12 protein-coding genes and 1 pseudogene are annotated in these 14,281 nt (G+C 47.4%); 3 read left to right on the plus strand and 10 right to left on the minus strand.

Annotated features, from left to right (window positions below; all coding sequences use genetic code 11):
• Nucleotides 1–6 precede the first annotated feature (6 nt).
• From rpoD to rpsU, 4 genes are all read right to left on the minus strand, one after another.
• Complete coding sequence (rpoD, locus tag DXE44_RS07435) at nucleotides 7–2,388, minus strand: RNA polymerase sigma factor RpoD (RefSeq protein WP_114653879.1); 2,382 nt, start codon at nucleotides 2,386–2,388, stop codon at nucleotides 7–9.
• A 224-nt stretch (nucleotides 2,389–2,612) separates the two neighbouring features.
• A complete protein-coding gene (dnaG, locus tag DXE44_RS07440) occupies nucleotides 2,613–4,559 on the minus strand; it encodes a DNA primase (RefSeq protein ID WP_114653880.1) in 1,947 nt (648 codons plus the stop codon).
• 50 nt (nucleotides 4,560–4,609) lie between these two features.
• The gene (locus tag DXE44_RS07445) at nucleotides 4,610–5,056 is read right to left on the minus strand and encodes a GatB/YqeY domain-containing protein (protein ID WP_114653881.1); all 447 of its coding nucleotides are present in this window, start codon (nucleotides 5,054–5,056) and stop codon (nucleotides 4,610–4,612) included.
• 119 nt (nucleotides 5,057–5,175) lie between these two features.
• Complete coding sequence (gene rpsU, locus DXE44_RS07450; protein ID WP_114653882.1) at nucleotides 5,176–5,388, minus strand: 30S ribosomal protein S21; 213 nt, start codon at nucleotides 5,386–5,388, stop codon at nucleotides 5,176–5,178.
• A 77-nt stretch (nucleotides 5,389–5,465) separates the two neighbouring features.
• On the opposite strand from rpsU, the gene tsaD reads away from it, so the two are divergent.
• On the plus strand, nucleotides 5,466–6,539 hold the full coding sequence (gene tsaD / locus DXE44_RS07455; RefSeq protein WP_114653883.1) for a tRNA (adenosine(37)-N6)-threonylcarbamoyltransferase complex transferase subunit TsaD: 1,074 nt from the start codon (nucleotides 5,466–5,468) through the stop codon (nucleotides 6,537–6,539).
• On the opposite strand, the gene folE2 is transcribed toward tsaD, so the two are convergent.
• Genes folE2 through xseB form a run of 4 tightly spaced genes read right to left on the minus strand, consistent with a single transcriptional unit; the run spans nucleotide 6,540 to nucleotide 10,463 of the window.
• Nucleotides 6,540–7,367, minus strand: coding sequence for a GTP cyclohydrolase FolE2 (gene folE2 / locus DXE44_RS07460; protein ID WP_114653884.1), 828 nt, complete (start codon nucleotides 7,365–7,367; stop codon nucleotides 6,540–6,542).
• A 25-nt stretch (nucleotides 7,368–7,392) separates the two neighbouring features.
• Nucleotides 7,393–9,297: a 1-deoxy-D-xylulose-5-phosphate synthase gene (gene dxs, locus DXE44_RS07465; protein WP_114653885.1), complete on the minus strand. Its 1,905-nt coding sequence runs from the start codon at nucleotides 9,295–9,297 to the stop codon at nucleotides 7,393–7,395.
• Between the two features lie 16 nt (nucleotides 9,298–9,313).
• A complete protein-coding gene (locus DXE44_RS07470) occupies nucleotides 9,314–10,207 on the minus strand; it encodes a polyprenyl synthetase family protein (protein WP_114653886.1) in 894 nt (297 codons plus the stop codon).
• A 22-nt stretch (nucleotides 10,208–10,229) separates the two neighbouring features.
• Nucleotides 10,230–10,463 (minus strand): exodeoxyribonuclease VII small subunit, encoded by a 234-nt coding sequence (gene xseB, locus DXE44_RS07475; RefSeq protein ID WP_114653887.1) that lies wholly within the window; start codon nucleotides 10,461–10,463, stop codon nucleotides 10,230–10,232.
• A gap of 167 nt (nucleotides 10,464–10,630) precedes the next feature.
• Between xseB and DXE44_RS07480 the strand changes: the two are divergent.
• Nucleotides 10,631–11,737: pseudogene (locus DXE44_RS07480) on the plus strand (aromatic ring-hydroxylating oxygenase subunit alpha).
• Nucleotides 11,738–11,775: 38 nt separating this feature from the next.
• Nucleotides 11,776–12,606: a sulfurtransferase gene (locus DXE44_RS07485; RefSeq protein ID WP_114653888.1), complete on the plus strand. Its 831-nt coding sequence runs from the start codon at nucleotides 11,776–11,778 to the stop codon at nucleotides 12,604–12,606.
• Here the strand turns inward: DXE44_RS07485 and DXE44_RS07490 are convergent.
• Together DXE44_RS07490 and DXE44_RS07495 are read right to left on the minus strand one after the other, a co-directional pair.
• The gene (locus DXE44_RS07490) at nucleotides 12,603–13,376 is read right to left on the minus strand and encodes a ZIP family metal transporter (RefSeq protein ID WP_114653889.1); all 774 of its coding nucleotides are present in this window, start codon (nucleotides 13,374–13,376) and stop codon (nucleotides 12,603–12,605) included. The genes DXE44_RS07485 and DXE44_RS07490 overlap by 4 nt on opposite strands.
• 5 nt (nucleotides 13,377–13,381) lie before the next feature.
• Entirely contained in the window at nucleotides 13,382–14,278 is an 897-nt protein-coding gene (locus DXE44_RS07495; protein ID WP_114653890.1) for a dienelactone hydrolase family protein, read from the minus strand.
• Nucleotides 14,279–14,281: the final 3 nt, after the last annotated feature.

Below are 14,281 nucleotides of genomic sequence, written 5' to 3' on the forward strand. Positions count from 1 at the left end.
TTTGGATCAATCTTCTTCGAGGAAGGTCTTGAGTTTATCGCTACGGCTTGGATGACGCATTTTTCTCAAGGCCGTGGCTTCGATCTGACGAATACGCTCACGCGTTACGTCAAATTGTTTACCAACTTCTTCGAGAGTGTGGTCTGTGCTCATCTCAACACCAAAGCGCATACGCAATACTTTTGCTTCACGTGGTGTCAATGAATCTAATACGTCTTTAACCACATCACGCATAGAGTCATGCAATGCCGCTTCAGCTGGAGCCAATGTATTACCATCCTCAATGAAGTCACCCAGATGAGAATCTTCATCGTCACCAGTTGGTGTTTCCATGGAGATAGGCTCTTTAGCGATCTTCATAATCTTACGAATCTTGTCCTCAGGAATTTCCATCTTGAGTGCCAAGGTTGCAGCATCTGGCTCATGGCCAGTCTCTTGCAAGATCTGACGGCTAATACGGTTCATCTTGTTGATCGTCTCAATCATATGAACTGGAATACGGATCGTACGCGCTTGGTCAGCAATCGAACGAGTAATCGCCTGACGGATCCACCAAGTTGCATATGTAGAGAACTTATAACCACGACGGTATTCAAACTTATCTACCGCTTTCATCAAACCAATATTGCCCTCTTGAATCAAATCCAAGAACTGCAAACCACGGTTGGTGTATTTCTTAGCAATAGAGATCACCAAGCGTAAGTTGGCTACAGTCATCTCACGCTTCGCTTCACGCGCACGCTTCTCGCCCGCAATCATTTGCTTATTCACTTCTTTTAATTCTGGAAGTGGCAATACAACACGAGTCTGAATATCAATTAACTTCTGTTGCAGTTCCTGAATGGCCGGAACATTACGTTGTAGCAATGCTGTGTATGGCTTGTTTTCTTTTAGGAGCTTTGTTGTCCACTCCAAATTCATGGACATCTTCGGGAAGTCTTTGAGCACTTCACCACGATTGACGCCTACCTTATCTACCAACAAACTCACAATACCGCGTTCAAGCTTCCAAACCTCATCCACTTGTGAGCGCATGGTGTCGCATAACTTCTCAACACTCTTGGCGGTCAAACGGAAACCAAGCAACTCACCACGAATAGCCTCTTGTGCCTTGATATACGCTGGACAGTTGTAACCCTCTTTATCAAAAGCACGACGCATTTTGTCAGCTTGCGTGCGCACAATTGCAAACTTCTCTAATGAGATTTGCTTCAATTCCTCTAACTGCTTGGCGTTAGCCGTAGCTGCGCCACCGCCTCCACCGCCGCCTTCATCTTCTCCACCCTCTTCAGCATCTGGGTCAATTTCAGGTTCTTCTGGTCCAAGCTTAATATCTTCGGCATTAGGATCAACCAATCCATCAACGAACTGATCAATCTCCATCTCGCCGCTAGCAATCTTGTCTACGTTAGCCAAGATCTCGCCAATCGTGACTGGGCAAGCAGCCAAAGCCATCACCATATCTTTAAGGCCTGCTTCGATCTTCTTCGCAATGACGATCTCGCCTTCACGAGTCAAGAGGTCAACAGTACCCATCTCGCGCATATACATGCGCACTGGATCGGTTGTTCGTCCAAACTCTGAATCAACAGTCGCTAAAGCAGCTTCCGCCTCTTCTTCAGCCTCTTCTTCGGAAGTGGTTGCTGAAGCATTTTCATTGAGCAAGAGTGTTTCAGCATCTGGAGCTTGCTCGTAAACAGTGATGTTGATGTCATTTAAAAGACTAATCAATGTTTCCAATGCATCTGCATCAGACAATTCATCTGACATAACGTCATTCATTTCGCCATGAGTTAAGTAACCCTTGGACTTACCCATCTTGATCAATGTCTTCAAACGGGTACGACGTAATTCTTGCTGCTCTTCAGATCCTAACTGTTGTGCTGCAAATTCTTTTAAGAGGGCTTTTTCTTTTGCTTTACGTTCACGCGCTTTTTGACGATCAGTCAATACAGGCTCAACGCCTTCTGCAGGAGCATCGGCTTTTGGCTTGCGACCTTTCTTCACTTCTTCAGTCGCAACAACCTCAGCCTCTACATCAACTGCTTTCGTTTTTTTACCCTTAGCTTCTTTTGTCTTTTTCACTTCTTTTGCGGGCTTAGCTTCCTTCACGGCTTCAACCTTAGGAGCAGCCACCTTACCCTTTTTAGAAGCGTCAACTTTTTCGGTCTTTGCCGGTACTTTTGCAGCAGTCTTAGCAACTACTTTAGTTGGTGCTGGCGCTTTTGCAGCTGGCTTTGCTGGTGCCTTTACTGGCTTAGCAGGTGTCTTCGCTTTTGCTGCAGGTTTAGCTGGGGCCTTTGCTTTAGCAACTGGTTTGGCGGGCGTCTTGGCTTTTGCCACTGGCTTGGCTGGTTTAGCTGCTGGTTTTTTCTTAATGTTTGGCATTTATTCGCACTTACTCACGTTACTGATGATTGTTCTCTACTGCTTAGGCGCAGCCACTTTGTCCACTTGCCCCAAATTTCTTCAAAATAAAGCGCAAGTGGCTGAATTAAATCGGTTTTTTTCTGGGAATAGAGGATTATAGTCGATTGCGACTTTTTTACCCCTTCCACCACTAAAAATATGGGGTAATTTTCGGGTTTTTCTAGGGCTAAATCAGAAAATTCTTAGGAGAATTTCAATCTTTCGCCCAGCTCGCGATATCGAGCCCGATCTTGCTCTGTAGCAGTGCTTGCAGCGATCTTTTGGGCGATTTCTGTCATTTCCGTTTTGAGATGGGTGAGCTCAAGCTTTTTGAACGCCCCTTCGAGATCTGCAACCGCCCCTTCGAGATCCAAATCCGAACCCATGACCCGTTTTCTCAATACTTCATAGAGTGGGGCAAGCTCACTGCGAGATAGCTGTTCTTGAAATAAAGCGAATGCGCCAGCACCTACTGCAGGTGGCTTGCCATTCTCACCAGGAATCAACTCGACCTGATCACATTGAGCTAATAAATCTTTCATCAGCTCAAGTGCTTTTGTAGAACGTAATTCAGAGGCTTGCAAAGCAAGAGCCCTCTTATTGACATCTAGCGCTTTGCCCAAATGTGGAAACTGAATCAAGACCCGTAACATCTGCTCAGCTAAATCAGTTGGTGCTTGTGGTGGCGCAATATTTTGTGTTGCGACTCGCTTAGCGGAACCCTTGGATGCATGCCATGGAGCACCTTGAGTTCTATTACCAGAATTGCCTTGGTTGAAATTGGGTGCACGCTGATTGGTACTGGAGTAAGAGCCTTGCTGCACTGGTGCAGGTGCCACCGCTAATCCACAGAAGGACTCCAGCTCGGCAGGTGTCGAATTTGTTCGAATAGCCAACTCGCGCAAAATTTGCGTACGCAGCGCAATTGGTGGCATGGATAGCAATAACGGTTTTGCAGCGTGATGAGTTTGCGCTCTACCTTCTGGAGTTGTCAGCTCATGATTTTGGCTAACGATCTTAAAAAAGAAGCTTGAGATTGACATAGCTTCTTTAATGACCTTCTCAAAGGCAGGTGATCCATAAGCACGAACATAACTATCGGGATCATGCTCAGTCGGCAAGAATAAGAAGCGAATCTCTTTGTCATCAGACATTAATGGCAGACATGCTTCTAATGCACGCTGTGCAGCACGCTGACCAGCGGAGTCGCCATCAAATGAAAACACCACTTTATCTGTTTGGCGTAACAACATCCGTACGTGATTTGCAGTGCAAGCTGTACCCAAAGTGGCCACCGCATTAGGGAAACCTAATTGTGCGAGTGCCACTACATCCATGTAGCCCTCGCATACGAGAACATATTCTTGCGAACGAATGGCTTGTCTTGCTTCGAATAATCCGTACAGCGTATTACCTTTAGAGAACAGTGGTGTCTCAGGAGAATTTAAATACTTTGGCTCACCTTGATCTAAGATGCGCCCACCAAAGCCGATAGTCTGGCCTTTGGGATTACGAATCGGGAACATGATGCGATCACGAAAACGATCATAGCGCCGAGTTGTTTGATTCACAGCCTGCTCGTTCTGAATAAGCAGACCACCTTCAAGCAAAGTCTTGGCCACTTCATCGTTTGCATAAGTACCAAAAACCGCTTCAAGACCCTGCCATCCATCCGGCGCATAACCTAAGGCATAGCGTTTAGCTATCTCGCCAGTCAGGCCGCGCCCCTTAAGGTATTCCACTGCACGAGGCGCTGTTTTGAGTTGTTGGCGATACCAATCAGCTGCTGCACTCATGACTTCACTCAAAGCCATAGTCTGCTGTTGGCGTGCAATATCATTCGCAGTATGCTCTTCACGCGGCACATCCAATCCCGCAGAGCGCGCCAAGTCTTCTATAGCATCTACATAGCCAAGACCGGAGTACTCCATGAGAAAACTAATCGCAGAGCCATGTGCTCCACAGCCAAAGCAGTGATAGAACTGCTTGGTAGGCGATACAGAAAAAGAAGGGGATTTCTCAGAATGGAAAGGGCACAAACCTTGAAAGTTCGCGCCCGCTTTTTTTAACTTTACGTGCTGCCCAACCACATCCACGATGTCAACCCGATTTAACAAATCGGCGATGAAGGATTGGGGAATGAGAGCCATCAGTAGTGGGTGAGGCTTTTTTAAGTGTTGAGTTTTAGCTTATTTCAAGCTTACTTAGCGAGCGCAGCTTTAACTAAACCAGAAACTTTGCCCATATCAGCTTTACCAGCCAACTGACCTTTCAGAACGCCAATTACTTTGCCCATGTCTTGTGGGCCAGCCGCTCCAGTTGATGCAACTGCTGCAGCCACTGCAGCCCCTACTTCAGCATCAGATAATTGTGCAGGCAAGTAGTCTTGCAGAATGACCATCTCAGCCACTTCAATTGCGACCAAATCATCACGATTGGCTTTTTCAAATTGGGAGATGGAGTCCTTACGCTGCTTAATCATCTTCTCAACGGTAGCGATCACACTCGCATCATCCATCACAATACGATCATCTACTTCACGCTGCTTGATGGCCGCCAATAAAAGACGAATAGTTCCAAGGCGCGCTACTTCTTTTGCACGCATCGCGTTTTTCATATCTTCGGTGATTTGATCTTTCAGACTCATGGCATTTTTCCCGGTATTCAATATCTAATAAATTGCTGGTGATTCAAAAGCAAAAACCCGCTGCGTTTCACCGTCAGCGGGTTTCAAAGCCTCTCGGTGAGGAGAGCTTTTAAATTCGATTAGTAAAGCTTTTTAGGCAACATCTGGCTGCGAATACGCTTGTAATGGCGTTTAGCAGCAGCGGCCTTCTTACGCTTACGTTCAGCCGTTGGCTTCTCGTAGAACTCGCGGGCACGCAAGTCTGTCAAAAGACCATTTTTTTCAATGGTGCGCTTGAAACGGCGCAATGCCGCTTCAAAAGGTTCGTTCTCACGGAGGCGGACTGTAGTCATACTTGTTTAACTCGTATATGCTCGAAAAATATCGAAAAATTAACTGAAATGTGATTCTAGCACGACCAAGCAAAAAAATGATTGTTTTAGGCATAGAAACTTCTTGTGATGAAACCGGGGTGGCCCTCTACGACACCTCCCCCTGGGAAAACCGCGCCCCAGCTCATCAGGGCATCCTAGGGCAGGCTTTGCACTCCCAAATAGCCATGCACCGGGATTACGGGGGCGTTGTCCCAGAATTGGCCTCCAGAGACCATATAAGACGGGTTTTACCCCTTTTGGACGATGCTTTACATGAAGCCGGGCTCAAATTAAAAAATATTGATGCGGTAGCCTATACCCAAGGCCCAGGATTAGCTGGCGCCCTTCTCGTGGGTAGCGCTTTTGCCAAATCCTTGGCTCAAGGCCTGAATTTGCCCTCCATTGGGGTGCACCACCTCGAAGGACACCTACTTTCACCGCTTTTAGGGGTTTCTGTACTGGAATTTCCCTTTATTGCCCTCTTAGTCTCCGGTGGGCATACCCAGCTGATGCTAGTGAGCGGGGTTGGTAAATACCAACTTTTAGGTGAAACCTTAGACGATGCTGCCGGCGAAGCCTTTGATAAAACCGCCAAATTATTGGGTTTGGACTACCCCGGCGGTGCCGCTATCTCCAAATTGGCAGAAAAAGGACAATCTGGACGATTTGATTTGCCCAAACCAATGCTGCATTCAGGGGATTTAGATTTTTCTTTCTCCGGACTGAAAACAGCAGTTTTGAACCAGGTGAAAAAATTTAAGTCACTAGGCATTACCAATCCAGAAGAGATTGCAACATTTCATGCAGATCTTGCACGTAGCTTTGTCGATTCTTTGGTGGCGGTCTTAGTAAGCAAATCAGAGAAAGCGCTGAAGCAAACAGGTTGTAAACACTTGGTACTAGCTGGTGGCGTGGGTGCCAATTTGCAGTTGCGCGCAGCTCTCAATGCCAGCGCCAAGAAGAATCGATTTGAAGTGCACTACCCACCAGTGGATCTCTGTACCGATAACGGCGTCATGATTGCATTTGCTGGAGCGCTGCGCATGTTGGCAGAAAATAATGGTTCAACAACTTCGGGTGCTTTTGATATCAAACCCCGTTGGGATTTGGCGAGCAATAATCTGGGTTGATTACTTAGCTAGACTAATTTTGGCGTAGGCACTGTGATTGTGAATCGACTCAAAATTCTCAGCCTCAACCACTAAAGATAAAATACGATCATCGTCCTTTAGTTGGCCAGCAACATCACGCACCAAGTCTTCTACAAACTTTGGATTGTCATAAGCGCGCTCAGTAACCCACTTCTCGTCAGGGCGCTTGAGCAAGCCCCACAACTCGCTTGAGGCTTGGCTCTCAGCGGCTGCAACCAAATCTTCTACCGTCATCTTGGTCCGCGGATCAAGCTCTACAGACATGGTTACGTGTGAGCGCTGATTGTGTGCGCCATATTCAGAAATCTCTTTAGAGCAAGGGCACAAACTCATCACTGGAACTAAGGCGCGGAGGTTTAACTCAACGTCGATTGCACCAGCCGCATTTTGTTTTGCTTTCGCAGTCCACGTCACTTCGTAATCCATCAAGCTTTCAACACCAGATACGGGTGCAGCCTTTTTTACGAAGTGTGTGTAGGTAAATTGAATGCGACCTTCTGTTGCATTGAGTAGCGGCAACATCTCACGGACCATTCCAACTACAGATGCACTATCAATTGGTTCATTGTGTTTTTGCAAAAGCGCAATGAAGCGGGACATGTGAGTACCCTTCACATGCGCAGGCAAAGCTACATCCATTTCAAAATTACCAACAGCTGGCATCACACCTGTCTGAGTGCGAATACTTAATGGATGACGCAATCCCCGAATACCCACCCGCTCAATTGGTAAAGCACGCTCATCATGCGAGGACTGAATGTCCGGCATGGTTTGCGGTTTGAGAAAGGCGGTGTTGATGTCGTTCATGACTCTATTTTCAGGCAAAAATGAGTTATTTGCCCGCGGCGACAGGATTTGCAGTGGTTTTAACAGGAAAACGCGAGGAAATCGCCTTTGCAATCCCTTCGGAGTCCAGGCCACATTTACTCATCAGCAATTTGTAATCGCCATGCTCCACGAATTCATCTGGAAGACCTAGTTGCAATAGAGGCTTATTGATACCCATGGCGGAAAGCGCTTCTAAGCACGCACTACCAGCACCACCCTGAATCACGCCATCTTCAATCGTTACAAAATAATCATGGTCTTGCGCCAAGGATTTGAGAAGATCCAGATCTAATGGCTTTACAAAACGCATATTGGCAACGGAGGCATCAATTTTCTCAGCCACTTCAAGCGCTGGGTAGAGCAAAGTTCCGAAAGCCAAAATTGCTATGCGCTGGCCTGCAGGTGCATTGGACTTGCGGCGTAACTCACCTTTGCCTAATGGCACTGTACGCAATTCTTTCGAAGGAATCGTTCCCACACCGGCACCACGTGGGTAACGCACTGCGCTTGGGTGGGGCTGATGAAAAGCCGTGGTCAATAAATCACGGCACTCCGCTTCGTCTGCTGGCGTCAATACCAACATATTCGGAATGCAGCGTAAGAATGGAATGTCATATGCACCCGCATGTGTTGCGCCATCTGCGCCAACTAAACCAGCGCGGTCCAATGCAAACAGCACCGGCAAATCCTGAATGGCTACATCATGAATCAGTTGATCGTAAGCACGTTGCAAGAAGGTTGAATAGATTGCGACGACTGGCTTCATACCTTCGCATGCCATACCCGCAGCAAAAGTCACTGCATGTTGTTCGGCAATGCCGACGTCGTAGTAACGCTTCGGGAAATTCTGCTCGAATTCAACGAGACCGGAGCCTTCACGCATTGCTGGTGTGATGCCAATCAATAGTGGATCGGCATGCGCCATATCGCAGAGCCACTCGCCAAATACTTGGGTAAAGGTTTTTTGAGTTGCACCGGTGGACTTCTTCACACCCTCTTCCGGATTGAACTTACTTGGTCCGTGATACAGAACTGGGTCCGCTTCAGCTAACTCATAGCCCTGACCCTTACGCGTCACGACATGCAGGAACTGTGGGCCACGGCCTTCAAGTGCCAAGCGGCGTACGTTTTGCAACATCGGAATGAGCGCATCTAAATCGTGGCCATCAATGGGCCCGAAGTAGTTAAAGCCAAATTCTTGAAAAATCGTAGAGGGTGAGACCATGCCCTTGGCATGATCTTCTAAGCGTTTTGCAAACTCACGTAAAGGGGGAGCAATCGATAAAACGCTATCAATACCTTTTTTGGTTGCAGAGTAAATATTGCCACTCAGCAATCTAGCGAGGTGTCGATTGAGCGCGCCCACTGCTGGCGAGATCGACATATCGTTGTCATTCAGAATGACTACTAATGGCAAGTCGTCATACACACCAGCATTGTTCATGGCTTCAAATGCCATACCACCTGTCATCGCGCTATCACCAATCACTGCAACGGCAACTTGTTTCTCGCCTTTGGTCTGGAAGGCACGCGCCATACCCATCGCCGCAGAAATACTCGTAGAAGAGTGGCCGGTACCAAAAGCATCGTATTCACTTTCAGCGCGACGAGGAAAACCAGACAAGCCATCGAACTGACGCAAGGTATTCATGCGCTCGCGACGACCAGTTAAGATTTTGTGTGGATAACTTTGATGACCCACATCCCACACCACACGATCGGCCGGCGCATCAAACACATAGTGCAGCGCGATTGATAGCTCGACCGTTCCTAAATTAGAGGAAAGGTGTCCCCCTGTTTTAGAAACAGAATCCAAAACAAACTGACGCAACTCATCTGCGAGTGCAGGAAGCTGCTCACGGGGAAGTTTTTTTAAATCTGTAGGGGAGTGAATAGAATTTAAAGTCATCAAATCTTCAGTAATCTTATTTGCCTCTATTAACCACTAACAGAGCCAAATCTTTTAGGGCTTGGGCTTTAGGGCCAAAACTCTCTAAGCTAGCAATTGCTGTTTCTTGCAAATCTTTTGCTGCTTTCTTAGCATAGTCTAAACCCATCAAGGTCACATAGGTTGGCTTGTCATTGGCAGCGTCTTTCCCAGCAGTTTTACCCAGGGTTTGACTATCTGCAGTGGCATCGAGCACATCATCCACAATTTGAAAAGCCAAACCTAAGGCTTGGGCGTAATTTTGTAGATGCTGCATTTGGGTGGAATGGAGTTTGGCAGCAATACCACCCATCTGTACCGAACAAGAAAGCAGGGCTCCTGTTTTCATCGCATGCATTTGCTTTAAGCCTGCGAGATCCAGTTTCTTTCCCACACTGTCCAAGTCGATTGCTTGCCCGCCCGCCATACCGCGCGAACCAGATGCACTAGCTAATGCACTAATCATCGCTAAGCGAATGTCGGCGTCGCACTGTGCGTTTGCCAACACTTCAAATGCGCGAGTCTGCAATGCATCGCCAACCAACATAGCAGTCGCCTCATCATAGGCCTTATGTACTGTAGGTCGACCACGACGCAAATCATCGTCGTCCATACAAGGCAAATCATCATGCACCAAGGAATAGGCGTGGATACATTCGATTGCCACAACAGCAGCATCCAATGCACTTTGATTTGTGTCGTCATTCAAAGCACCAGCGGCATAAACTAATAAAGGACGAATACGTTTGCCACCACCTTGAGCGGCATAACGCATGGCTTGATGCAAGCGCGCAGGGTTGGTATTAGCAGCATCAAGCAAATTGTCTAAAGCCAATTCAGTTCGTTGCCCGTGAGCACGAACCCAATCCTCGAATGAAAGCGTATTGTTCATGAAGGCTTAATTTGCGCGTAACTTAGACTTCAAATACTCGAACTTGCTGCTCAACTTGAGCCAGCATGGCCTGGTAGTGTTTCAGGAGCGCCGCACCACGCTGGTATGCCAAAAGCGTCTCTTCCAGGGAGAATTTGCCAGACTCCATGTCAGAAATCAGCTTTTCCAGCTCCTTTACAGCCTGCTCATAACGCAAGTTAGGGTCGATTTGAACCTCAAGACCGGGTTTCTGACCCTCAGATTTCTTTGCTGGCATTGGCTTATTTCCTTCAAATTTCTTACAGATACAGATATAGCCCTACATATTAAAGCGAGATGGGGGCTAGATGGGTATAATCCCCTCCTTCCTTTCCAATATCGATCCGTCGATGGTTGGATTGGTTATTCCGCTTAGCTTCGGCTGACGTTTTCGGGGTGGGGAGAATGACTAATCTGGCTACCGCGCAGCAGCTTGCGCCGTCCAATTTACAACTGCCGGTTTCGGCTTATTTTGACGTTGAACCCTATCAACGTGAAATTGAACTGCTTTTTAAGCAGGGCCCGGGCTATGTTGGTCACGAACTCATGGTTCCTGAAGTTGGCTCCTACCAAACCTTGACCTCAGAAAATGAAGGTCGCCTCTTGGTTCGCAATCAAGAAGGTATTGAACTCCTATCCAATGTCTGTCGTCATCACCAAACACTCATGCTCAATGGCAAAGGCAAAGCGGACAATATTGTTTGCCCATTACATCGTTGGACCTACGATTTAAATGGTCAACTCATGGGCGCACCCCATTTTGAAGATAAGCCTTGTCTTAATTTAGGTAAATCGCCTTTGCAGAATTGGCAAGGACTCTTGTTTGAAGGTCCACGTGATGTGCGAGCTGATCTTGCCAAACTCGGCGTGGCTGATGATCTCAACTTTGAAGGTTATGTACTGGATCACGTTGAAGTCCATGAATGCAATTACAACTGGAAGACTTTTATTGAGGTCTACCTCGAGGGCTATCACGTTGTTCCATTTCATCCAGGCTTGGGTAAGTTTGTTTCTTGCGAAGACCTGCGTTGGGAATTCGGTGACTGGCACAGCGTACAAACTGTTGGCATTCACAAGAACCTAGAGAAACCCGGATCACCGGTTTATCAAAAGTGGCATGAAGCAGTACTGCGTCACCACGAGGGCAAAACACCGCGACATGGCGCCATCTGGCTGACCTACTATCCGAATGTGATGGTGGAGCGGTAGCCAGGCGTGCTATGCGTCTCCACCCTGCACCCAATGGGTCCGAATAAAACTCGGAACGTGGTTGAGTTCTACTACCCAGAAAAAATCGCCCTCTTTGAGCGTGAGTTTGTGGAGGCAGAGCGTGCAGCCTATATGGAAACCTGCATCGAAGATGATGAAATTGCAGAGCGTATGGATGCCGGTCGCGCCGCCCTGCTAGCCCGCGGTCAAAATGAAGTAGGTCCATACCAAAGCCCGATGGAAGATGGCATGCAACATTTCCATGAATGGTACCGTCGCGCCATGAGTTATGAAGGCGCATAATTTAGCAACACCCATCCCGCTCTCAATAGGAAGCCATCATGACGCCTCTCATCACTGCAAACCAGTTAGAAGAAATCATTAACAGTGGCGAGAATGTATTGCTCTGTGATTGCCGCTTTGATTTAGTTGATCCAGAAGCTGGTCGCAAGTCTTATTTAGAGGGGCATATTCCTGGCGCTCTTTATGTCGACCTAGACCACGATTTGTCTGGCGAAAAGACGGGCAAGAATGGCCGTCACCCGCTACCTAGTCCTGAGGCTTGGGCACAAACTAAATCACGCTTGGGTATTGATTCAAATACCTTGGTAGTTGCTTACGACAATCAAGGTTCCGTATATGCCAGTCGCTTATGGTGGATGCTCAGAGCTACTGGCCATGCAAATGTGAAAGTGTTAGATGGTGGCCTAGATGCCTGGAATGGCCCGATTGGCACGATGCCACGTGAAGCAAAGCCCACAACAACACCGGTACCCGCAATGCCTTATGTTGGCCTAGTAACGGTAGAGGAAGTTGTTCACAATCTCCGAGCCAAAAATAATGTAGTTGTGGACGCTCGTGCAAATGATCGCTTCCATGGTCAAAATGAAACCTTAGACCCTGTTGGCGGGCACATCCCCAATGCGATTAATTATTGCTTCAGAAAAAATCTCTCCAAAAAAAGTTTCAAGGCTCCAGAACAACTTTACAAAGACTTTGTAGGTCTTCTGGGATCAACCAAAGCCTCTGAAGTCATTCATCAATGTGGCTCTGGAGTTACAGCCTGTCATAACCTATTGGCAATGGAGATCGCCGACCTCAAAGGCTCACGTCTGTATGCAGGCAGCTGGAGCGAGTGGTGCGCCGACCCAAGCAGGCCAGTAGCGCTTTAATGCAGTAGCGAGAGCAAGATTACAAACCCAACGCCGCAAGCAATCAAAATCGTTTGACGTAAAGACTCGGCCCAATGTGGGCGGCGATGCATTTGTGGAATGAGATCACTCACTGCAATGTAGATAAAACTACTTGCAGCAATCACAAGCAAGTAAGGCATTGCCGCATTCACTCTCTCTAAAAAGAAATGCGCCAATACCCCGCCCACCACTGCAGATAAACCACAAATCAGGTTGTACATCAATGCACGAGTGCGAGTGAATCCTGCATTGAGTAATACGATGAAATCGCCAATTTCCTGCGGGATCTCATGAGCAATAATCGCAATCGCAGTAAAGATACCGACTTGGTAATCAGCCATAAATGCAGCCGCAATCAAAACACCATCAACAAAATTATGCAGTCCATCGCCTACCAAAATCATCCAACCACTGCGGCCCGCAACTTCCGCATCATGTCCGTGGTGATGGCCATGACCATCCCCTTCGTGGTGATGGCTATGACGTAGTAAAGCGATTTTCTCAAGCAAGAAAAAGCCCAAGAGACCTGCAAGCAAGGTAGCAAATAACAACTGAGCATCTACACCCGGCATCGTAAATGCCTCAGGCAATGAATGTAGCAAGGCAGTAGCCAGCAAAATACCTACCGACACACTGACCATGCTGTGAACCATCTTTGACAGGAAAGACAAAGAAAAGCTTGCTGCAACAAGAACGCTAGCAACTCCTGCTAGCGCTGTTACCAACAAAATGCTTTGTAGTGCTGACATGAAAATTAAGCAACCCCGTTTTGTTTAAACCAGGAAATACACTTTTCCCAGCCATCTTTAGCTGAGCCTTCGCGATATAAAACGCGATAGTCTGCGTGGAAGCCATGGGGTGCTTCTGGATACACCTCAAAACGAGAAGCTTTAGCAGCTCGATTTTTGGGGGCTGCCGCCGCTAGTGCTTGACGCATCTGCTCAACCGTTTCTAAAGAAATGCCAGCATCTGCCCCACCATACAAGCCAAGCACTGGAGCCTTTAGGTCAGCTGCAATATCCACTGGGTGACGAGGATTGCCTTCAGTTTTTTCACCAACTAAACGGCCATACCAAGCTACACCAGCCTTGACCTGAGGTAGCGTAGCTGAGAGCCAAGTAATACGGCCACCCCAGCAAAATCCTGTGACGCCAACTTTTTTCACATCACCACCGTTTTTGCCAGCCCATTGAATGGCTGCCTGCAAATCATTTAAGACTTGAGAATCCGGAGTCTTGGCAACAATATTGCTCATGATCTCGGCAGTAGTTCCATAGGTATTAGGATCGCCTGCACGGATAAAAAATTCTGGGGCAATAGCCATGTAACCCAATTTAGCAAAGCGTCTAGTAACGTCAGCAATGTATTCGTGTACGCCAAAGATTTCGCTAGCGACGATCACAATCGGCAAATTACCTTTGGCTTTTTCTGGACGAGAAACATAAGCTGGCATCTGAAAGCTGCCGACTGGAATCATTTGCTCACCCGCTTTAATGTCCTTGAAATCGGTTTCGATTGCTTGCGCCATTACAGGCTCTGAAGCGGCTACAAAACCAATTCCCATCGTGGTTACTGTAATGGCAGAGGCTTTCATGAAACCTCTTCTGTCGGTAGCAACTACTTTTGAATCCAGATCTTTTTTAGCAGTCATTTT

Source organism: Polynucleobacter necessarius, assembly GCF_900095175.1.
Taxonomy (GTDB): Bacteria; Pseudomonadota; Gammaproteobacteria; order Burkholderiales; family Burkholderiaceae; genus Polynucleobacter; species Polynucleobacter necessarius_I.